This is a genomic window from Pseudomonas sp. B21-009 (assembly GCF_024749345.1).
Taxonomy (GTDB): domain Bacteria; phylum Pseudomonadota; class Gammaproteobacteria; order Pseudomonadales; family Pseudomonadaceae; genus Aquipseudomonas.
This window is the reverse complement of sequence record NZ_CP087199.1, coordinates 5,638,516-5,658,189: the sequence shown is the minus strand read 5'-3', so window position 1 is coordinate 5,658,189 and position 19,674 is coordinate 5,638,516. Positions and strand designations below refer to the sequence as shown.

At 63.0% G+C, this 19,674-nt stretch carries 15 protein-coding genes; 10 read left to right on the top strand and 5 right to left on the bottom strand.

Annotated features, from left to right (window positions below):
• The first annotated feature begins 125 nt into the window (after positions 1–125).
• The 4 genes from LOY34_RS26170 to gcvP all read left to right on the top strand — a co-directional run bounded on the left by LOY34_RS26170 (position 126) and on the right by gcvP (position 6,336).
• A complete protein-coding gene (locus LOY34_RS26170) occupies positions 126–1,748 on the top strand; it encodes an iron ABC transporter permease (protein ID WP_045201080.1) in 1,623 nt (540 codons plus the stop codon).
• A gap of 121 nt (positions 1,749–1,869) precedes the next feature.
• A complete protein-coding gene (gene gcvT / locus LOY34_RS26165) occupies positions 1,870–2,952 on the top strand; it encodes a glycine cleavage system aminomethyltransferase GcvT (protein ID WP_045201083.1) in 1,083 nt (360 codons plus the stop codon).
• Between the two features lie 47 nt (positions 2,953–2,999).
• Positions 3,000–3,383, top strand: coding sequence for a glycine cleavage system protein GcvH (gcvH, locus tag LOY34_RS26160; RefSeq protein ID WP_195885285.1), 384 nt, complete (start codon positions 3,000–3,002; stop codon positions 3,381–3,383).
• A 79-nt stretch (positions 3,384–3,462) separates the two neighbouring features.
• Positions 3,463–6,336, top strand: coding sequence for an aminomethyl-transferring glycine dehydrogenase (gcvP, locus tag LOY34_RS26155; RefSeq protein ID WP_195885284.1), 2,874 nt, complete (start codon positions 3,463–3,465; stop codon positions 6,334–6,336).
• A gap of 51 nt (positions 6,337–6,387) precedes the next feature.
• Here gcvP and LOY34_RS26150 read toward each other — a convergent pair whose 3' ends face one another.
• The 3 genes from LOY34_RS26150 to LOY34_RS26140 all read right to left on the bottom strand — a co-directional run bounded on the left by LOY34_RS26150 (position 6,388) and on the right by LOY34_RS26140 (position 8,873).
• Positions 6,388–6,705, bottom strand: a complete 318-nt coding sequence (locus LOY34_RS26150; RefSeq protein ID WP_045201089.1) for a DUF2388 domain-containing protein — start codon at positions 6,703–6,705, stop codon at positions 6,388–6,390.
• Between the two features lie 91 nt (positions 6,706–6,796).
• Positions 6,797–8,467, bottom strand: coding sequence for a GspE/PulE family protein (locus LOY34_RS26145; protein ID WP_195885283.1), 1,671 nt, complete (start codon positions 8,465–8,467; stop codon positions 6,797–6,799).
• Positions 8,468–8,552: 85 nt separating this feature from the next.
• Positions 8,553–8,873 (bottom strand): hypothetical protein, encoded by a 321-nt coding sequence (locus tag LOY34_RS26140; RefSeq protein WP_195885282.1) that lies wholly within the window; start codon positions 8,871–8,873, stop codon positions 8,553–8,555.
• A gap of 125 nt (positions 8,874–8,998) precedes the next feature.
• On the opposite strand from LOY34_RS26140, the gene LOY34_RS26135 reads away from it, so the two are divergent.
• Positions 8,999–9,469: an Lrp/AsnC family transcriptional regulator gene (locus LOY34_RS26135; protein ID WP_123565204.1), complete on the top strand. Its 471-nt coding sequence runs from the start codon at positions 8,999–9,001 to the stop codon at positions 9,467–9,469.
• Between the two features lie 3 nt (positions 9,470–9,472).
• Here LOY34_RS26135 and LOY34_RS26130 read toward each other — a convergent pair whose 3' ends face one another.
• The gene (locus tag LOY34_RS26130) at positions 9,473–10,840 is read right to left on the bottom strand and encodes an inorganic triphosphatase (RefSeq protein ID WP_195885281.1); all 1,368 of its coding nucleotides are present in this window, start codon (positions 10,838–10,840) and stop codon (positions 9,473–9,475) included.
• A 126-nt stretch (positions 10,841–10,966) separates the two neighbouring features.
• Between LOY34_RS26130 and argE the strand changes: the two genes are divergently transcribed.
• Positions 10,967–12,124, top strand: a complete 1,158-nt coding sequence (gene argE / locus LOY34_RS26125) for an acetylornithine deacetylase (protein WP_195885280.1) — start codon at positions 10,967–10,969, stop codon at positions 12,122–12,124.
• A 115-nt stretch (positions 12,125–12,239) separates the two neighbouring features.
• Entirely contained in the window at positions 12,240–13,538 is a 1,299-nt protein-coding gene (gene argA / locus LOY34_RS26120; protein ID WP_195885279.1) for an amino-acid N-acetyltransferase, read from the top strand.
• Between the two features lie 91 nt (positions 13,539–13,629).
• Here the strand turns inward: argA and LOY34_RS26115 are convergent, their stop codons facing one another.
• A complete protein-coding gene (locus tag LOY34_RS26115; RefSeq protein WP_045201104.1) occupies positions 13,630–15,006 on the bottom strand; it encodes a glutamine synthetase family protein in 1,377 nt (458 codons plus the stop codon).
• Between the two features lie 605 nt (positions 15,007–15,611).
• Between LOY34_RS26115 and LOY34_RS26110 the strand changes: the two genes are divergently transcribed.
• The 3 genes from LOY34_RS26110 to LOY34_RS26100 all read left to right on the top strand — a co-directional run bounded on the left by LOY34_RS26110 (position 15,612) and on the right by LOY34_RS26100 (position 19,643).
• Positions 15,612–16,970 carry a glutamine synthetase family protein gene (locus LOY34_RS26110; RefSeq protein ID WP_045201108.1) on the top strand — a complete coding sequence of 453 codons (1,359 nt, stop codon included), beginning with the start codon at positions 15,612–15,614 and terminating at the stop codon, positions 16,968–16,970.
• 47 nt (positions 16,971–17,017) lie between these two features.
• Positions 17,018–18,376: an aspartate aminotransferase family protein gene (locus tag LOY34_RS26105; protein WP_195885278.1), complete on the top strand. Its 1,359-nt coding sequence runs from the start codon at positions 17,018–17,020 to the stop codon at positions 18,374–18,376.
• Between the two features lie 169 nt (positions 18,377–18,545).
• Entirely contained in the window at positions 18,546–19,643 is a 1,098-nt protein-coding gene (locus LOY34_RS26100; RefSeq protein WP_195885277.1) for a polyamine ABC transporter substrate-binding protein, read from the top strand.
• Positions 19,644–19,674 lie beyond the last annotated feature (31 nt).

Sequence of the window (19,674 nt, the reverse complement as noted above, 5' to 3'; positions counted from 1 at the left end):
CGGGGCCCTTATCGGCCCCCTGTGGGAGCGGGCTTGCCCCGCGATTGCAATGTGACTGACACAATGCAATCGCGGGGCAAGGCCGCTCCCACAGAGCCTGTGCTTCTACATAGAGATTTTTCCTTTTGGCCCACCCCGCCCAACGCCGCTGGTACCCCCTGGTCTTCATCATCGCCGCCCTGGTGCTGCTGCCGCTGAGCGTGCTGTTGTTGTCCTGGCAGTCGGTCGACCTGCAGATCTGGTCGCACCTGCTCGATACCCAGATGAGCCGCCTGCTGGGCAACACCCTGACGCTGATCCTCGGTGTCGGCATTGGTGTGACGGTGCTGGGCGTGAGCCTGGCCTGGCTCACCAGCCTGTGCGAGTTCCCCGGGCGGCGCTGGCTCGACTGGGCCTTGATGCTACCGTTCGCGATTCCGGCCTATGTGCTGGCGTTCGTGTTTGTCGGCCTGCTGGATTTCGCCGGGCCGGTGCAAAGCTTGTTGCGCGAATGGTTCGGGCCCTTGCGCCTGCCGCGGGTGCGTTCTACCGGCGGGGTCATCACCGTGCTGGTGTTGGTGTTCTACCCCTACGTCTACCTGCTGGCCCGTAACGCCTTCCTGGCCCAGGGCAAGGGCCTGATGGAAGCGGCGCGGGTTCTGGGGCTGTCTCCGCTGCAGGCATTCTGGCGGGTTGCCATGCCCATGGCGCGGCCGGCCATCGGTGCCGGGGTGGCCCTGGCATTGATGGAAACCCTGGCGGATTTTGGCGCGGTGTCAGTGTTCAACTTCGACACCTTCACTACCGCCATCTACAAGACCTGGTATGGCTTCTTCAGCCTCTCAAGCGCCGCGCAACTGGCCAGCCTGCTGTTGCTGGCGGTGATGCTGGTGCTGTACGGCGAGCGCCGGGCTCGTGGCGCGGTGCGCAGCAGCAACGAACGCCCGCGCGGCCAGGCCTTGTATCACTTGCGGGGCATCAAGGCCCTGGCCGCCAGCAGCTGGTGCCTGCTGGTGTTCGCCTGTGCCTTCGTGGTGCCGATGCTGCAGTTGCTGGTGTGGTTCTGGCAGCGCGGGCGTTTCGACCTCGACGAGCGCTATGCCGGGCTGATCCTGCATACCCTGTACCTGGGCGCCATGGCGGCACTGATTACTGTGTGTGTTGCCCTGATGCTGGCGTTTGCCCGGCGCCAGGCGCCGACCTCGACCATCCGCGCCGGCGTCGGCCTGGCCAACCTGGGCTATGCCTTGCCCGGCTCGGTGCTGGCAGTGTCGATCATGCTGGCCTTCAGTTACCTCGATAACCACTTGGTGGTGCCGCTGTCCGGCTGGCTCGGTGGTGCCGGCAAGCCGTTGCTGCTCGGCAGCCTGTCGGCCTTGTTGCTGGCGTATCTGGTGCGCTTTATCGCCGTGGCCTACGGCCCGCTGGAAAACAGCCTGGGACGGATTCGCCCGTCCTTGCCGGAAGCTTCGCGCAGCCTGGGGGTCAGTGGCCCGAGATTGTTTTTCAAGGTGTATCTACCTTTGCTGGTGCCCGGTGCCATGAGCGCGGCGCTGCTGGTATTCGTCGACGTGCTCAAGGAAATGCCGGCGACCTTGCTGATGCGCCCCTTTGGCTGGGATACCCTGGCGGTTCGGGTATTCGAGATGACCAGCGAAGGCGAATGGTCGCGGGCTTCGCTACCGGCGCTGACCCTGGTGCTGGTCGGCTTGCTGCCGGTCATCGGCCTGATTCGACGTTCGGCCCGCCACCCCGGTCAAACGCGCTGAGGGTGTAAGCCTGCTTGCTTGCAGCTACAATGCGCGGCATTCGCTGCGGCCGGTCCTACAGACCGGGTAGCTGCAACGCTGCCAGCCGCCGTAGCCTCGCCACGCCCGGAAGGAGAAACCCATGGGACAGCGTACGCCTCTTTATGACCTGCACTTGGCCCTCGGCGCCAAGATGGTCGATTTTGGCGGTTGGGATATGCCCCTGCATTACGGCTCGCAAGTCGAGGAACACCATCAGGTGCGCCAGGCCTGCGGGGTCTTCGATGTATCCCACATGACCGTGATCGATATCCGTGGCGCCCAGGCCGGTGCCTGGCTACAACAGGTGCTGGCCAATGATGTCGCGCGCCTGAACGCCACCGGCAAGGCCCTGTACAGCACCATGCTCAACGAGCAGGGCGGGGTGATCGACGACATGATCGTCTACCGCTGTGAAGACGGTTACCGCCTGGTGGTCAACGCCTCGACCCGCGACAAGGACCTGGCCTGGCTGCAGGCGCGGATGATCGGCTTCGAGGTCGAGCTGAGCGAGCGCCCGGAACTGGCCATCCTTGCCATCCAGGGCCCGCAGGCGCGAGAAAAGGTCGCGGAGCTGGTAACCGCTGCCCGCGCCGCTTTGATCCGTGAACTCAAGCCCTTCGAAGGCCTGGCCGATGGTGACTGGTTCATCGCCCGCACCGGTTATACCGGTGAGGATGGCCTGGAAATCATTTTCCCGGCGGTACAGGCCCCGGCGTTTTTCAACGACCTGGTCGGCGCCGGCATCGCCCCCAGCGGCCTTGGCGCCCGCGATACCCTGCGCCTGGAAGCGGGCATGAACCTGTATGGCCAGGACATCGACGAAGCCCACACGCCGCTGACCTCGAACCTGGGCTGGAGCATCGCCTGGGAGCCGGCAGCGCGTGACTTCATCGGTCGCAAGGGCCTGCTGGAAGAAATCGAGCATGGCGTCGAGCAGAAACTGGTCGGCCTGGTGCTCGAAGAGCGCGGGGTTTTACGCGCCCATCAGGTGGTCCGTGTCGCCGGGATTGGCGAAGGGGAGATCACCAGTGGTAGTTTCTCTCCTACGCTGAGCAAATCCATTGCCCTGGCGCGGGTGCCGATGGCCACCGCCGATCGTGCCGAGGTGGAGATTCGCGGCAAGTGGTACCCGGTGCGGGTGGTCAAGCCGACCTTCGTGCGCCATGGCAAGATCCTGATCTGAACCCAATTCTGGCGGGCCAACCGCTGACCCAATCGAGGACAACAATTATGAGCAATATCCCCGCCGACCTGCGTTTTGCCGAAAGCCACGAATGGGCCCGGCTGGAAGCCGATGGCTCTGTGACTGTCGGGATCAGCGACCATGCCCAGGAAGCCCTGGGTGACGTGGTGTTCGTCGAGCTGGCGGAAGTGGGCAAGGTCTTTGCCGCCGGCGATGCGGCGGGCGTGGTCGAGTCGGTCAAGGCAGCTTCCGACATCTACGCACCGGTCAGCGGTGAAGTGATCGCAGTCAACGAGGCGCTGGCCGACAGCCCTGAGGAACTGAACAACGATCCGTACGCCAGCTGGATCTTCAAGCTCAAGCCAAGCGACAAGGCCGAGCTGGACAAATTGCTCGACGCCGCCGGTTACAAAGCCGCCATCGGCGAATAGTTTCACGCAGGCGGCAATCTCTTCCTAGACTCAATATGCCTCGAGCGCTCGAGGCTTGGTCGAGGAAGAGAGAGCCGCTATGTCCCAGTCGCCGTCCCTGAGCCAACTGCACGACCGCAATCCTTTTCTGCGTCGCCACCTGGGCCCCGATGCCTCGGAGCAGCAGGCCATGCTCGCTACCCTCGGGGTTGGCAGCCGCCGCGAGCTGATCGAACAGACCGTGCCGCCGGGCATCCGTTTGAACCGGCCACTGGAGCTGCCTGAGGCCCTCGATGAACAGGCTGCCTTGGCCAAGCTCAAGGGCTATGCCGAGCAGAACCAGGTGTGGACCAGCCTGATCGGCATGGGTTATCACGGCACCATCACGCCAACCGTCATTTTGCGTAACGTTCTCGAAAACCCGGGCTGGTACACCGCCTATACCCCGTATCAACCGGAAATCGCCCAGGGCCGCCTGGAAGCCTTGCTCAATTTCCAGCAAATGATCATCGACCTCACCGGCCTGGACCTCGCCAACGCCTCGTTACTCGACGAAGCCACTGCCGCGGCAGAAGCCATGGCCCTGGCCAAGCGCGTGGCCAAGTCGAAAAGCAATGCCTTCTTCGCCGATGAACACTGCCACCCGCAAACCCTCTCGGTGCTGCAGACCCGCGCCGAGGGCTTTGGTTTCGAACTGATCGTCGACGCTGTGGATAACCTCGCCAAGTACAAGGTGTTCGGGGCCTTGCTGCAATACCCCGATACCCACGGCGAAGTGCGTGACTTGCGGCCGCTGATCACTCAGCTGCATGCCCAGCAGGCGCTGGCCTGCGTCGCTGCCGATCTGCTCAGCCTGGTGATGCTGATGCCGCCGGGTGAGCAGGGCGCCGACGTGGTACTGGGCTCCTCTCAGCGCTTCGGCGTGCCCATGGGCTTTGGTGGCCCGCATGCGGCGTACTTTGCCTGCCGGGACGAATTCAAGCGGGCCATGCCTGGGCGCATCATCGGCGTGTCCAAGGATGCCCGCGGCAACACCGCGTTGCGCATGGCCCTGCAAACCCGCGAACAGCATATCCGCCGCGAGAAGGCTAACTCCAACATCTGCACCGCCCAGGTGCTGCTGGCCAACATCGCCGCCTTCTATGCGGTGTACCACGGCCCGGAAGGCCTGCAGCGCATCGCCCAGCGCGTGCATGCGTTGACCTTCGTGCTGGCTGCAGGTCTGGAGAGCAAGGGCATCAAGCGCCTCAACGAGCACTTCTTCGACACCCTGACCCTGGAAGTCGGCGGCAGCCAGACGGCCATTATCGAAAGCGCCGAGGCGGCGCAGATCAACCTGCGGATTCTGGGTCGCGGGCAACTGGGCGTGAGCCTCGACGAGACCTGTGACGAAACCACGGTGATGCGCCTGTTCGATATCTTCCTGGGCGCCGACCACGGCCTGGATATCGCCGCGCTGGATGCTCTGGCGCAGCCCGAGGGCATTCCGTCGGCATTGGTGCGACGCTCGGCTTTTCTCAGCCACCCGGTGTTCAACCTGCACCACAGCGAAACCGAGATGCTGCGCTACCTTAAGCAGCTGGAGAACAAGGACCTGGCGCTGAACCAGTCGATGATCCCGCTGGGCTCGTGCACGATGAAACTCAATGCCAGCAGCGAGATGATCCCGATCACCTGGCCGGGTTTCGCCCTGCTGCACCCCTTTGCCCCGGCCGCGCAGGTGCAGGGCTACAAGGCGATGATCGACGAGCTGGAAAGCTGGCTGTGCGCGATCACCGGCTTCGATGCCATCTGCATGCAACCCAACTCCGGCGCTCAGGGCGAGTATGCCGGGCTGATGGCAATTGCCAAGTACCACCGCAGCCGTCATCAACCGCAACGTGATATCTGCCTGATCCCGGCCTCGGCCCATGGCACCAACCCGGCCTCGGCGCAGATGGCCGGGATGCAGGTGGTGATCGTCGAGTGCGACCAGGCCGGCAACGTCGACCTGGCCGACCTCAAAGCCAAGGCGCAGGCGGCTGGCGACAAGCTGTCGTGCCTGATGGCGACCTACCCATCGACCCATGGTGTGTACGAGGAAGGCATCAGCGAGATCTGCGAGGTTATCCACACGCACGGCGGCCAGGTGTACATGGACGGTGCCAACCTCAATGCCCAGGTCGGCCTGGCGCGGCCAGCGGATATCGGCGCCGACGTCTCGCACATGAACCTGCACAAGACCTTCTGCATCCCCCACGGCGGTGGCGGCCCGGGCATGGGCCCGATCGGTGTGCGCGCACACCTGGCGCCGTTTGTCGCCAGCCACCCGGTCATCCCGCTGCCTGGCCCCGACCCGCAGAACACCGCAGTCAGCGCCGCGCCCTGGGGCAGCGCGAGCATTTTGCCGATCAGCTGGATGTACATCGCCATGATGGGCCCGCAACTGGCCGATGCCAGCGAGGTGGCGATCCTCTCGGCCAACTACCTGGCCGAGCAATTGGGCGGCGCCTTCCCGGTGCTTTATCGCGGGCGCAACGAACGGGTGGCCCATGAATGCATCCTCGATCTGCGCCCGCTCAAGGCCTTGACCGGCATCACCGAGGAGGATGTGGCCAAGCGCTTGATGGATTACGGTTTCCACGCGCCGACCATGTCGTTCCCGGTGCCGGGCACCCTAATGGTCGAGCCGACCGAGAGCGAGTCGAAGGCCGAGCTGGATCGCTTTGTCGAGGCGATGCTGAGCATTCGCGCCGAGATCCGTGAAGTGCAGGAGGGTAACTGGCCGGCCGAAGACAACCCGCTCAAGCATGCGCCGCATACGCTGGAGGATGTGCTAGGGGTGTGGGAGCGGCCCTACAGCATTGCCCAGGGCGTGGCGCCCAGTGCCCATGCGCGGCAGCACAAGTACTGGCCGGCAGTGAATCGCGTCGACAATGTGTATGGCGACAGGAACCTGTTTTGCGCCTGTGTGCCGGTGGATGACTATCGTTGAAGCGCTATTGGTGTGGGAGGGGATTTATCCGCTCCCACAGCGGTCGCGAGCTTACTCGCTGGCTAGCGCATTCTTGGCCAGGATCGCATTGGCCAGTTCCATGTCGCTGACTTGCAGCCCCGGGTTGTCGGCGCGCACTTTGTGCATCGCCGCTTCCAGGTACGGGCCGCGAATCGCGCCTTCGCTGGCGACGTAGCTGCCGGCATCATCCTGGGCCGCCATGACCAGTTTGTGGTCCTTGAAGGTCAGGTAGGTGGAACCGGTGGTGGCGCCGGACGAGATGACGTTGCGCCAGAAGGTATCGGCCATGGCAGAACCAACCGGCAGGGACAGCAGGGCGAGGGTGGCGACTGCGAATTTGAGGCGCATCGGGGGTGACTCCAACGTGAGGTGAACTGGGGCCTTTGATCGGCTTTGCGCAGATCTAGTTCCCTGCCCGGGTAAAAGCTTTGGCGCAGCCTCAGGCCGTGACGCGAAGCACTTCAGCCTGGCTTGTCTGCCCGGCCGCGACTTTGTCCAGGCCACTTTGCCTGAGGCTGTGCATCCCTTCCTTCAACGCCAGTTGGCGCAGGCCAGGCAGGTCGGCTTCACGGTTGATGAGTGACTTGAGCGCTTCGCTGATGCCCAGCAACTCGAAGATCGCGCTACGGCCGTGATACCCGGTGTGCCGGCATTCCCGGCACCCCAGCGGCGCTCCCTTGCAGTGCCGGCACAGGGTACGCACCAGGCGCTGGGCCATGACCCCGATCATGCTGGCCTTGAGCAGGTAGGGCGCAATGCCCAGCTCCAGCAGGCGGGTGATGGCGCTGCAGGCATCGTTTGTATGCAGGGTCGAGAGCACCAGGTGGCCGGTGAGGGCGGCCTGGATCGCCACCTGAGCGGTTTCCAGGTCGCGTATTTCGCCGATCATGATGACATCCGGGTCCTGGCGCAGCAGGGCGCGGGTGCCGGCGGCAAAGTCGAGGTCGATGGCTGGTTGCACCTGCAACTGGTTGAAGGCCGGTTCTACCATCTCGATCGGGTCTTCGACGGTGCACAGGTTGATCTGCGGGGTAGCCAGGTGTTTGAGGCTGGCGTACAGGGTGCTGGTTTTGCCCGAGCCGGTAGGCCCGGTGACCAGGATAATGCCGTGGCGATGGTCGAGCATGGCCAGCCAGCGCTTGAGGTCGGCGCCGCCGAGGCCCAGTTGGGCAAAGTCCTGTTGCAGCAACTGTGGATCGAAAACACGCAGTACGAGCTTTTCACCGAATGTGGTCGGCAGGGTCGACAGCCGCAGCTCGACCTCTGCGCCGCCTGGCAGGCGGGTCTTGATCCGGCCGTCCTGGGGCCGGCGTTTTTCTGCGACATTCATGCGCCCCAGGCTTTTCAGGCGGCTGACCACCGCCAGAGTCACCGGCCCCGGAAACTGGTAGACCGGGTGCAGCACGCCGTCGATGCGAAAGCGCAGCTGGCCCTGGTCGCGCCGGGGCTCGAGGTGGATATCGCTGGCGCGCTGCTCGAAGGCGTACTGCAACAGCCAGTCGACGATGCTGACAATGTGCGCATCGTTGGCTTGTGCGTCAGCCCCGCGCGCGCCCAGCTCAAGCAACTGCTCAAGATTACCCGCAGCGATTGGCGTCGACTGCTGCTGACTGGCGCCGCTGACCGATTGCGCGACCTGGAAAAACGTCTGGCTGAGCTGGCGGATCTGCACCGGGCTGGCCAGCACGCGCTTGATTGGCCGTTGCAGCACCTGGGTCAGGTCCGCTTCCCAGGCGCGTACATAAGGTTGTGCGCTGGCCACGGTGACGCCGCTGGTATCGGCGGCCACCGCGAGGATGCCGTGGCGCCGGGCGAAGCCTGCAGACATCAGGCCGGTGAGGCGGGCGGGGTCGATCTCCAGGGGATCGATACGCAGGTACGGCTGCCCGGCCTGCCTGGCCAGCCATTGGCACAGGCTATCGAGGTCCAGGTGCTGGCCGGGATTAAGCAGGTCGGCAAGCTGCTGGCTGGCGACCCACTCCAGCGGGTGCTGGTCGTGCTGCACCGGCGGGCAATTGCCGTGATCAGCCGGGCTGATGCGTTGCTCGGCCAGCAGCTCGTCCAGCAGGGTGTTCAGGTCAAGCCAGCGATCTTCGCTAAGGTTGTGCATGGCTGCGGGCTTCCTTGCCGCGCCACCGACAGTGATGGCTTGAGCAAGGTTAGCGGCTGAGCCGGGGCTTCCCGCTGAACAAGGGTTACCAGGCTTTTCCGGCAGTGCTCAACTGCACTTCGCTCACGCAAATCAGGTTGCGCATTTTTTGCGCAATCAGCTCGGCGCGGTGCCAGCTAAGGCCGCTGATGCCAATCTCGACGTTGAGCAGGTCATCCTGCTGCTCGACATTCAAGCGATGTGGTACCAGAAATTGCAGGGCAAACAGGTTGAGCACCCGGCACAGGCTGTCGGGCTCGGCTTCGACCTGCAGTTGATAGCAGACATCGCTGTGGGCGTTGTTGGCGGCCCAGACATCGTGGCGCAAGGGCGTAAGGGGGCTGTCCAGCCGTTCGAGAGCGCTCATGGGTTTCTCCGCAGAAAGTGGAGAAATTTTTACATGCGGGCCGGGGCATTTCTTCTCTATGATCGTGCGATATTGTTCAATCTTGAATAGATCAATTCGCAGCTAATGACTTTGGAGAAATAATCATGCACAGCGAACTGGATGCTTATGACCGGCGCATCCTGGCCTTGCTGCAGGAAGATGCCTCGCTCTCCAGCGCGCAGATCGCCGAGCGCGTGGGCTTGTCGCAATCGCCTTGCTGGCGGCGCATACAACGCCTGAAAGAGGAGGGGGTGATTCGCGCCCAGGTGACCCTGCTCGACCGCAAGAAGATCGGCCTGAACACGCAGATTTTCGCCGAGGTCAAACTCAACGCCCACGGGCGCTCCAACTTCACCGAGTTTACCGAGGCGATCCGCGGTTTTCCGGAAGTGCTGGAGTGTTATGTGCTGATGGGCGCAGTGGATTTTCTGCTGCGCATTGTCACCCCGGACATCGAAGCCTACGAACGGTTCTTCTTCGAAAAGCTGTCGATGGTGCCGGGGATCCAGGAGGTCAACTCGACCGTGGCCTTGTCCGAAATCAAGTCCACGACGAGTTTGCCGGTATTGCCTTGAGCCTTACTTGCGCAGCAGGTGTTTCCAGCCGCGGCTCTGGAACACGGCCATGGCCTGGTGGACGCGAGCTTCGAGCACTTCGTCGCTGATCGGCAGGTTGGCCAGTTCCTGGAGCTTGTTCAGCTCGCCGAACAGGCGGTCCAGGTCCGGGCTTTCCAGCACCTGGCGGGCATGATGCAGCCAGGCCAGCAGGCGCTCGATGCGCGGCAGCTGCTCGGCCAGGTCTTCCGGTTGGCGATGGTACAGCGGCAGGTTGAGGGCCTTGGCTTCTTCGGCCAGCAGCACGTTCAGCCAGTTGGCCAGTTGTGCGGCGCCCTGGCGGTCGCCGCGCTTGTTGCGCTCGACGGTCCAGGCACGGGCCAGCAGCCAGCGCGAGGTCTCCAGGGAGAACTGGCCCCAGCGGGTTTCCAGCAGTTCCTCGGCGAACTGCTCGGGCGCTGCGCGGCGTACATCTTCGTCGTCGGCACCGGCCAGCACCAGCGGGCGCCAGTCTTCGAGCAGGGCGTCGAGGCTGTTGCGCAACTCGCGGGTGCTGGCGCGTGGGCCGGCCTGGCCGAGGCTGCTGGCCAGGGCACGCAGTTCCCAGAGGTTTTCGACCCAGTCTTGCAGCAGGCGCCAGTGACCGTTGAAACGGTACTGTTCGGCCAGGCGCTGGCTGCTGCCGAGCAGCTGCCAGGCCAACGCGGCGAAGGCGTCGTCGAGAGTCATTTCGGCGTTCAGTTCGGCGGCTGGCAGGCTCAGGGCGTAGCTGCCGGCGTTGAGCAGGCGGTAGCCGCGCTCGGCCTTGCTGATGTCGCAGGGCATCAGCGGCAGCTTGGCCGAGAGCTCCGCGGCCAGTTCCAGCAGGGCTTCGGGGGCGCCTTCGCGCAGCTCGAGCTCCAGCTCGCAGATCTCTTCTTTTTGCTTGCCGGCGACCACGGTGCCGAGGTCCAGGGCGGCTTCGATTACCACTTTGGCCTTGCCGCGGCCCCAGGCGATTTCGGCGTACTCACGGGTGAAATCGGTAGTGAACAGCGCCTTGATGGTCTTTTTGTCGACATCGGCCAGTTGCTCTGGCCAGCACTCGGCGTCGAGCTTTTTCAGGTCGAGCTTGGCCTTGGGCAACTGCCATTCGAACTCGTTGCGCTGGGACAGGCCGGCGACGCTCTGGCCGCGGGTCTTGAGGGTCTGGATGACCACCTCGCCGTCGCGGCGCAGGCGCAGGGCGACCTTGGCGGCGGCCAGGTCGCGCTCCGGAGTGTCGAAGTACTGGTTGAGCAGTTCGCGGCTTTGCCACCCGGACTTGTTGCGCTTGTTCAGCAATGGGTGTTCACGCAGGGCGGCGAGGGTCTCGCGGCTGACCCGCAGTTTGATTTCGGTTTCTTTATGCATTGCTGGGTAATCCAGGCTCGAATGACAGGGAGCGTCTTGGGGGTGCAGTGTACAGGAGTCGGCTCGCGGCGGTTTATTCCCGGTGCCGGATGGCCCTATGATGAGCTTCGCCCAAGGAGAAAGCGCATGCCGTTGCCATCGCTCAAAGAGCAGTTCGCCGCCCTGATCGCCGCGCCATCGGTCAGTTGTACCCAGCCGTCGCTGGATCAGTCCAACCGTGCGGTGATAGACCTGCTGGCCGGCTGGCTGGGGGACCTGGGTTTTGCCTGTGACATTCAGCAGGTGACCCCGGGCAAGTACAACCTGCTGGCGAGCTACGGCAGCGGCCCGGGCGGCCTGGTGCTGGCCGGGCACAGCGATACCGTGCCGTATGATCCCGAGCTGTGGCAGACCGACCCGCTCAAGCTGACCGAGGTCGACGGCCGCTGGGTGGGCCTGGGCAGTTGCGACATGAAGGGCTTCTTCGCCCTGATCATCGAGGCCGTGCAGCCGCTGCTGACGCATGACTTCAAGCAGCCATTGTTGATTCTCGCCACCTGTGACGAAGAGAGCTCGATGGCCGGCGCCCGCGCCCTGGCCGAGGCCGGGCGGCCCTTGGGCCGTGCGGCGGTGATCGGCGAGCCGACCGGGCTCAAGCCGATCCGCCTGCACAAGGGGGTGATGATGGAGCGCATCGACATTCTTGGGCGCAGTGGCCATTCGTCCGATCCGAGCCTGGGCCACAGCGCGCTGGAGGCCATGCACCAGGTGATGGGCGAGCTGATGAACCTGCGCCGGCAGTGGCAGCAGGAATACAACAACGCCCAGTTCAGCGTGCCGCAGCCGACGATGAACTTCGGCTGCATCCACGGCGGCGACAACCCCAACCGCATCTGCGGGCAGTGCGCCCTGGAGTTCGACCTGCGCCCGTTGCCGGGCATGGACCCTGAAGTACTGCGCAGCGCCATCCGGCACAAACTGGCGCCGCTGGCCGAGCAGCATCAGGTGCGCATCGACTACGCGCCGCTGTTCCCCGAGGTACCGCCGTTCGAGCAGGCCGCCGATGCGGAACTGGTACGGGTCGCCGAACGTCTTACCGGCCATCGCGCCGAAGCGGTAGCCTTTGGCACCGAAGCGCCTTATCTTCAGCGCCTGGGTTGCGAGACCCTGGTACTGGGCCCCGGCGACATCGCCTGCGCCCACCAGCCGGGCGAATACCTTGAAATGTCACGCTTGCAGCCTACCGTGCGTCTATTGCGTGAGTTGATCGAACATTATTGCCTCAGCCCGGTAATTGCCCGCTGAGCTGAACCGTTTTGCAGAGGAGATTGCGCGTGACGCCAAGCCTGTTCCGACGATAACCCTTCGAGCGCTGTGTGCTTTCCCGTTCTTGTCCCTATTTTCTACAGGCTCTCCGGTTATGCCCGAATACGTCAATTGGCTGCGTCATGCTTCGCCTTACATCAACGCCCACCGCGACTGCACCTTTGTGGTCATGCTGCCCGGTGACGGCGTCGAGCACCCCAACTTCGGCAATATCGTTCACGACCTGGTGCTGCTGCACAGCCTTGGCGTGCGCCTGGTGCTGGTCCACGGCTCGCGCCCGCAGATCGAAAGCCGCCTGGCGGCCCGCGGCCTGACCCCGCACTACCACCGCGGCATGCGCATCACCGATGCGGCGACGCTTGAATGCGTGATCGATGCCGTAGGCCACTTGCGCATCGCCATCGAGGCGCGCCTGTCGATGGACATGGCCGCCTCGCCGATGCAGGGCTCACGCCTGCGCGTGGCTGCCGGCAACCTGGTTACCGCGCGGCCGATCGGCGTGGTCGAAGGCGTTGATTACCACCACACCGGCGAAGTGCGCCGGGTCGACCGCAAAGGTATCAATCGCCTGCTCGACGAGCGCTCTATCGTCCTGCTTTCGCCTTTGGGCTATTCGCCCACCGGCGAGATCTTCAACCTCGCCTGTGAAGACGTCGCCACTCGCGCCGCGATTGAACTGAATGCTGACAAGCTGCTGCTGTTCGGCGCCGAGCGCGGCTTGCTCGATGAACAGGGCCGGCTGGTGCGCGAACTGCGCCCCCAGCAGGTGCCGGCGCACCTGCAGCGCCTGGGCAGCGACTACCAGGGCGAGCTGCTTGATGCCGCCGCCGAAGCCTGCCGGGGCGGTGTGGCGCGTAGTCATATCGTCAGCTATGGCGAAGATGGCGCGTTGCTCACCGAGCTGTTCACCCGCGATGGTGGCGGTACCCTGGTGGCCCAGGAGCAGTTCGAGAAGGTGCGTGAAGCCGCGATCGAGGATGTCGGCGGCTTGCTCGACCTGATCAGCCCGCTGGAGGAGCAGGGCATTCTCGTGCGCCGTTCGCGTGAAGTGCTGGAGCGTGAGATCGAGCAGTTCAGTGTGGTCGAGCGCGAGGGCATGATCATCGCCTGTGCGGCGCTGTACCCGATTGCCGATTCCGAAGCGGGCGAACTGGCGTGCCTGGCGGTGAACCCGGAGTATCGCCACGGCGGTCGTGGCGACGAGTTGCTGGAACGGATCGAGACGCGGGCGCGGGAAATGGGGCTCAACACGCTGTTCGTGCTGACGACGCGCACGGCGCACTGGTTCCGCGAACGCGGCTTTGTGCCTAGCGGCGTCGAGCGGCTGCCGGCGGCGCGGGCATCGCTGTACAACTATCAGCGCAATTCGAAGATCTTCGAAAAAGCGCTGTAAAGCATCGCGGGTCAAGCCCGCTCCCACAGAAGATATTTGTGGGAGCGGCGGTGCGGCGACCCGACTTGACCCGCGATAAGGCCCTCAAGCATCAAACGGTATGCAGATACCAGTTGTACTCAAGGTCGGAGATGGAGTGTTCGAACTCCTCCAGCTCGCTCTCTTTACAGGCCACGAAGATATCGATGTATTTCGGATCGATGTACCTGGCCAGGATCTCGCTGTCGTCCAGTTCGCGCAGGGCATCACGCAGGTTGTTCGGCAGGCTCTGCTCGTTCTGCTCGTAGGAGTTGCCTTCAACCGGCTCGCCCGGGTCGACCTTGTTGGTCAGGCCATGGTGAACACCGGCCAGTACAGCGGCCATCAGCAGGTACGGGTTGGCATCGGCACCGGCCACGCGGTGTTCGATGCGCACGGCGTCCGGGGTGCCGGTCGGCACGCGCAGGGCCACGGTACGGTTGTCCAGGCCCCAGCTAGGCGAGTTCGGCACGTAGAACTGGGCACCAAAACGGCGGTACGAGTTGACGTTCGGGCACAGGAACGCCATCGACGCCGGTAGGGTCTCGAGCACACCGCCGATCGCGTGACGCAGTGCGGCGTTCTGCTCGGGATCCTCGCTGGTGAAGATGTTCTTGCCATCTTTGTCCAGCACCGAGATATGGACATGCAGACCATTACCCGCCTGGCCCGGGTAGGGCTTGGCCATGAAGGTGGTGTCCATTTCATGGTCGTAGGCAATGTTCTTGATCAGGCGCTTGAGCAGTACCGCGTAGTCGCAGGCCTTCATCGGGTCGGCAACGTGGTGCAGGTTGACTTCGAACTGTGCCGGGGCGCTTTCCTTGACGATGGCGTCAGCCGGAATGCCTTGTTCCTTGGCACCCTCGAGGATGTCCTGGAGGCAGTCGACGTATTCGTCGAGGTCATCGATCAGGTAGACCTGGGTCGAGATCGGGCGTTTGCCGGAGATCGGCGAGCGCGGCGGTTGCGGGCGGCCGTTCACGTTCTCCTGGTCGATCAGGTAGAACTCAAGCTCGAATGCGGCGCAGATGGTCAGGCCCAGCTCGTCGAACTTGCTCACGACCTGGCGCAGGACTTCCCGCGGGTCAGCGAAGAACGGTTCGCCTTCGAGCTCGTGCATGGTCATCAGCAGTTGCGCGGTCGGGCGCTTTTGCCAGGGCTCGTTGGACAGGGTGTCCGGGATTGGATAGCAGATGCGGTCGGCATCGCCGATGTCCAGGCCAAGGCCGGTGCTTTCGACGGTCGAGCCGTTGATATCCAGGGCGAAGAGGGAGGCCGGCAGGTTGATGCCTTTCTCGTAAACCTTGTGGAGGCTGGTGCGCTCGATGCGCTTGCCGCGCACCACACCATTCATATCTGCAATCAGAAGGTCAACGTAGAGAACCTCAGGATGTTCCTTAAGGAACGCGTTCGCTTCGTTAAGCTGAACGGCACGCGGGGGTACCGACATGATGCAACACCTTTGTTGTTAAAAATATCAATCAATGGGGGCTTGCAGGTTCAGTCAATCGGAAAGCCTTGCTGAAGTCAAGCCAGCCCCATGATGCCCTAAAATGGCCCTCAAGCGGCATTTTTGCTGCAATTGGGGGCGCCGACAAGGGCTGCTTTCGTACGGTAACGGCGATCTTGAGCGGGCCGTGTTCTATTTTTTACGGGGGTGTTGTGTAAAAAAATGAACAAGGCTAAGCTCGGTGGCAACCCATAACACCAATAATACCGGGGGTTACATGTCACGCCTGCCGACAACCGGCATCATCGCCCGCCGTTCGCAGAACGGTTTGCACGCATTCCTCGCGGGTGGCTTGCGCCCTGCGCCAGCACCTTGCGCCCCGGCTGAAATAATTGACGGCCCAGGCGTCCTGCCTGCTGTCGACGCTACTTCGAATGACCTCTGCCATCACTATAGCGGGCTCGTCAGCCTTGCGGGAACTGCCCGTTGCGGCCTCCCTGCGCCTGACTTTTGCTTTAGCCCCGTGGGGCATCCAGAATGTCTGGGACGGCCCACTCCGGGTCACGTCCTGACGTCAGTCCAGACATTTACCTCCTGAGGTATTTATGAGTAGCAACCTCGACCAGCTCACCGATTGGTTGAAAGAACACAAGATCACCGAAGTCGAGTGCCTGATCAGCGACCTCACCGGTATCACCCGCGGCAAGATCTCGCCGACCAACAAGTTCATCGCCGAAAAAGGCATGCGCCTGCCCGAGAGCGTGTTGCTGCAGACCGTGACCGGCGACTATGTCGATGACGACATCTATTACGAACTGCTCGACCCGGCCGACATCGACATGATCTGCCGCCCCGACGAGAACGCGGTGTTTCTCGTGCCCTGGGCCATCGAGCCGACCGCCCAGGTGATCCACGACACCTACGACAAGCAGGGCAACCCGGTCGAGCTATCGCCGCGCAACGTGCTCAAGAAGGTTTTGAAGCTCTACGCCGACAAGGGCTGGCAGCCGATCGTGGCGCCAGAGATGGAGTTCTACCTGACCAAGCGCTGCGAAGACCCGGACTTCCCCCTGCAGCCGCCGATTGGCCGCTCCGGGCGCCCGGAAACCGGTCGCCAGTCCTTCTCTATTGAAGCGGCCAACGAATTCGACCCGCTGTTCGAGGACGTCTACGACTGGTGCGAGCTGCAGAACCTGGACCTCGACACGCTGATCCACGAAGACGGCACGGCGCAGATGGAAATCAACTTCCGTCACGGGAATGCCTTGTCGCTGGCCGACCAGATTCTGGTGTTCAAGCGCACCATGCGCGAGGCTGCGCTCAAGCACAACGTCGCCGCCACCTTCATGGCCAAGCCGATGACCGGCGAGCCGGGCAGCGCCATGCACCTGCACCAGAGCATCATCGACGTGCACACCGGCAAGAACATCTTCTCGGACGAAGACGGGCGCATGAGCGAGCTGTTCCTCAACCACGTCGGCGGCCTGCAGAAGTTCATCCCGGTGGTGCTGCCGCTGTTCGCCCCCAACGTCAACTCGTTCCGCCGCTTCCTGCCCGACACCTCGGCGCCGGTGAACGTCGAGTGGGGCGAAGAGAACCGTACCGTCGGCCTGCGTGTTCCGGATGCCGGCCCGCAGAACCGCCGGGTCGAGAACCGCCTGCCAGGCGCCGACGCCAACCCCTACCTGGCGATCGCCGCCAGCCTGCTGTGCGGTTTCATCGGCATGGTCGAAGGCATCAAGCCGAGCGCGCCGGTACAGGGTCGTGGTTACGAGCGGCGCAACCTGCGCCTGCCGCTGACCATCGAGGACGCCCTCGAGCGCATGGAAAACTGCAAGGCCCTGGAACCCTACCTGGGCAAGAAATTCATTACCGGCTACGTCGCCACCAAACGCGCCGAGCATGAAAACTTCAAACGCGTAATCAGCTCCTGGGAACGTGAGTTCCTGCTGTTTGCGGTCTGATCAACCCGGAGCCGCAGGACCGCGGCCGTCAACAAACGGAGAAGCACATGAGCGTCAACAACCCGCAAACCCGTGAGTGGCAAACCCTTAGCAGTGAGCATCACCTGGCACCTTTCAGTGACTACCAACAGCTGAAAGAGAAGGGGCCGCGGATCATCACCAAAGCCGAGGGCGTGCACCTGTGGGACAGCGAGGGCAACAAGATCCTCGATGGCATGGCGGGCCTGTGGTGCGTGGCGGTCGGTTATGGCCGTGAAGAGCTGGTTGAAGTGGCCGCCAAGCAGATGCGCGAGCTGCCGTACTACAACCTGTTCTTCCAGACTGCCCACCCACCGGCACTGGAGCTGGCCAAGGCGGTTACCGCCGTGGCGCCCAAGGGCATGACCCATGTGTTCTTCACCGGTTCCGGTTCTGAAGGCAACGACACCAACCTGCGCATGGTCCGCCATTACTGGGCGCTCAAGGGCAAGCCGCAGAAACAGGTGATCATTGGCCGTATTAATGGCTATCACGGCTCCACCGTGGCCGGCGCCGCCCTGGGCGGCATGAGCGGCATGCATGCCCAGGGTGGCACGCTGCCGGGCATCGAGCACATCCCGCAGCCATACTGGTTCGGTGAGGGCGGCGACATGACCCCGGACGAGTTCGGGGTCTGGGCTGCCGAGCAACTGGAAAAGAAAATCCTCGAAGTCGGCGAAGACAAGGTCGCCGCCTTTATTGCCGAGCCGATCCAGGGCGCCGGCGGGGTGATCATTCCGCCAGAAACCTACTGGCCGAAGATCAAGGAGATCCTCGCCAAGTACGACATCCTGTTCATTGCCGACGAAGTGATCTGTGGCTTCGGTCGCACTGGCGAGTGGTTCGGCTCCGATTACTACGACCTCAAGCCCGACCTGATGACCATCGCCAAGGGCCTGACCTCCGGTTACATCCCCATGGGCGGTGTGATCGTACGTGACGAAGTGGCCAAGGTGCTTAGCCAAGGCGGCGACTTCAACCACGGCTTCACTTACTCCGGCCACCCGGTGGCGGCGGCGGTAGGCCTGGAAAACCTGCGGATCCTGCGCGACGAGAAGATCATCGAGCGGGTTCAGGCCGAAACGGCACCGTATTTGCAGAAACGTCTGCGTGAGCTCAACAATCACCCGCTGGTGGGCGAAGTGCGTGGCCTGGGCATGCTCGGTGCCATCGAGCTGGTCAAGGACAAGGCCACCCGTGCCCGTTACGAAGGCCAGGGTGCGGGCATGATCTGCCGCCAGTTCTGCTTCGACAACGGCCTGATCATGCGCGCCGTGGGCGACACCATGATCATTGCGCCGCCGCTGGTGATCAGCCACGCCGAGATCGACGAGCTGGTGGAAAAGGCGCGCAAATGCCTGGACCTGACGCTCGAAGCGCTGAAATAGCCAAGTGCTAGGCTAGCGTAATGGCATCAATGGGTTTCAAGGCGCCTCTGTTGTTGAAAGAGCGCCTTGTAACTTGCCAGACTAGCGGCTGTTTCAGTCGCTCGGAGCTTGCGCCGAATAAGCCGGCCGCTGAACAGATGGCTAAATAAAAAATTCTGGAGCATTACGCATGAAGAAATTGGGCAAGACGTTGTTGGCCGTGTCCCTGATGGGCGCCATGGCCAGTGCTGTTCAGGCGGATGACAAAGTACTGCACGTCTATAACTGGTCCGACTACATCGCACCAGAGACCGTCGCCAAGTTCGAGAAACAGTCCGGTATCAAGGTCGTCTACGACGTCTTCGACAGCAACGAAACCCTCGAAGCCAAGTTGCTGGCAGGCAAGTCCGGTTACGACGTGGTGGTACCGTCGAACAACTTCCTGGCCAAGCAGATCAAGGCTGGCGTCTATCAGGAGCTGGACAAGTCCAAGCTGCCAAACTGGAAGAACCTCGACGAAGACCTGCTCAAGGCCGTTGGCGATGCCAGCGACCCGGGCAACAAGCATGCGTTCCCGTACATGTGGGGCTCCATCGGCATCGGCTACAACCCGGAGAAGGTCAAGGCGGCGCTGGGCGTCGACAAGATCGATTCCTGGGACGTGGTGTTCAAGCCGGAAAACATCGCCAAGCTCAAAAGCTGCGGCGTGAGCTTCCTCGATGCCCCGACCGAGATGATTCCGGCGGCGCTGCACTACCTGGGCAAGCCGACCAACAGCACGAAAAAAGAAGACCTCAAAGCCGCCGAAGACCTGTTCCTCAGCGTGCGTCCTTCGATCGGCTACTTCCACTCCTCCAAGTACATCTCGGACCTGGCCAACGGCAACATCTGCGTGGCCGTAGGTTATTCGGGTGACCTGGAGCAGTCCAAGGCACGTGCCCACGAAGCCGGCGACAAGGTCAAGCTCGACTACATCATTCCGAAAGAAGGCGCCGGTACCTTCTACGACATGGTTGCCATCCCTAAAGATGCCGTCAACGTCGACGCCGCCTACAAGTTCATGGATTTCCTGATGCAGCCGGAAATCATGGCCGAGATCACCAATGCCGTCCGTTTCCCGAACGGCAACAAGGCGGCCACCGCACTGGTGGACAAGGACATCTCGGGCGATCCGAGCATCTACCCACCGGCTGATGTGAAGAAGCAGCTGTACGCAATTGCTGACCCGGGTGCCAAGGCCCAGCGCGAAATCACGCGCAGCTGGACCAAGATCAAGTCGGGCAAGTAACAGCGGTGACCTCCCTGGGCGCGGTGTAAAT

What these genes read in the sequence shown, in the direction of transcription:
- gcvT (WP_045201083.1), top strand. Translation starts at nt 1,870, where the DNA reads ATGGGACAGCGTACGCCTCTTTATGACCTGCACTTGGCCCTCGGCGCC.
- gcvH (WP_195885285.1), top strand. Translation starts at nt 3,000, where the DNA reads ATGAGCAATATCCCCGCCGACCTGCGTTTTGCCGAAAGCCACGAATGG.
- gcvP (WP_195885284.1), top strand. Translation starts at nt 3,463, where the DNA reads ATGTCCCAGTCGCCGTCCCTGAGCCAACTGCACGACCGCAATCCTTTT.
- LOY34_RS26150 (WP_045201089.1), bottom strand. Translation starts at nt 6,705, where the DNA reads ATGCGCCTCAAATTCGCAGTCGCCACCCTCGCCCTGCTGTCCCTGCCG.
- LOY34_RS26145 (WP_195885283.1), bottom strand. Translation starts at nt 8,467, where the DNA reads ATGCACAACCTTAGCGAAGATCGCTGGCTTGACCTGAACACCCTGCTG.
- LOY34_RS26140 (WP_195885282.1), bottom strand. Translation starts at nt 8,873, where the DNA reads ATGAGCGCTCTCGAACGGCTGGACAGCCCCCTTACGCCCTTGCGCCAC.
- LOY34_RS26135 (WP_123565204.1), top strand. Translation starts at nt 8,999, where the DNA reads ATGCACAGCGAACTGGATGCTTATGACCGGCGCATCCTGGCCTTGCTG.
- LOY34_RS26130 (WP_195885281.1), bottom strand. Translation starts at nt 10,840, where the DNA reads ATGCATAAAGAAACCGAAATCAAACTGCGGGTCAGCCGCGAGACCCTC.
- argE (WP_195885280.1), top strand. Translation starts at nt 10,967, where the DNA reads ATGCCGTTGCCATCGCTCAAAGAGCAGTTCGCCGCCCTGATCGCCGCG.
- argA (WP_195885279.1), top strand. Translation starts at nt 12,240, where the DNA reads ATGCCCGAATACGTCAATTGGCTGCGTCATGCTTCGCCTTACATCAAC.
- LOY34_RS26115 (WP_045201104.1), bottom strand. Translation starts at nt 15,006, where the DNA reads ATGTCGGTACCCCCGCGTGCCGTTCAGCTTAACGAAGCGAACGCGTTC.
- LOY34_RS26110 (WP_045201108.1), top strand. Translation starts at nt 15,612, where the DNA reads ATGAGTAGCAACCTCGACCAGCTCACCGATTGGTTGAAAGAACACAAG.
- LOY34_RS26105 (WP_195885278.1), top strand. Translation starts at nt 17,018, where the DNA reads ATGAGCGTCAACAACCCGCAAACCCGTGAGTGGCAAACCCTTAGCAGT.
- LOY34_RS26100 (WP_195885277.1), top strand. Translation starts at nt 18,546, where the DNA reads ATGAAGAAATTGGGCAAGACGTTGTTGGCCGTGTCCCTGATGGGCGCC.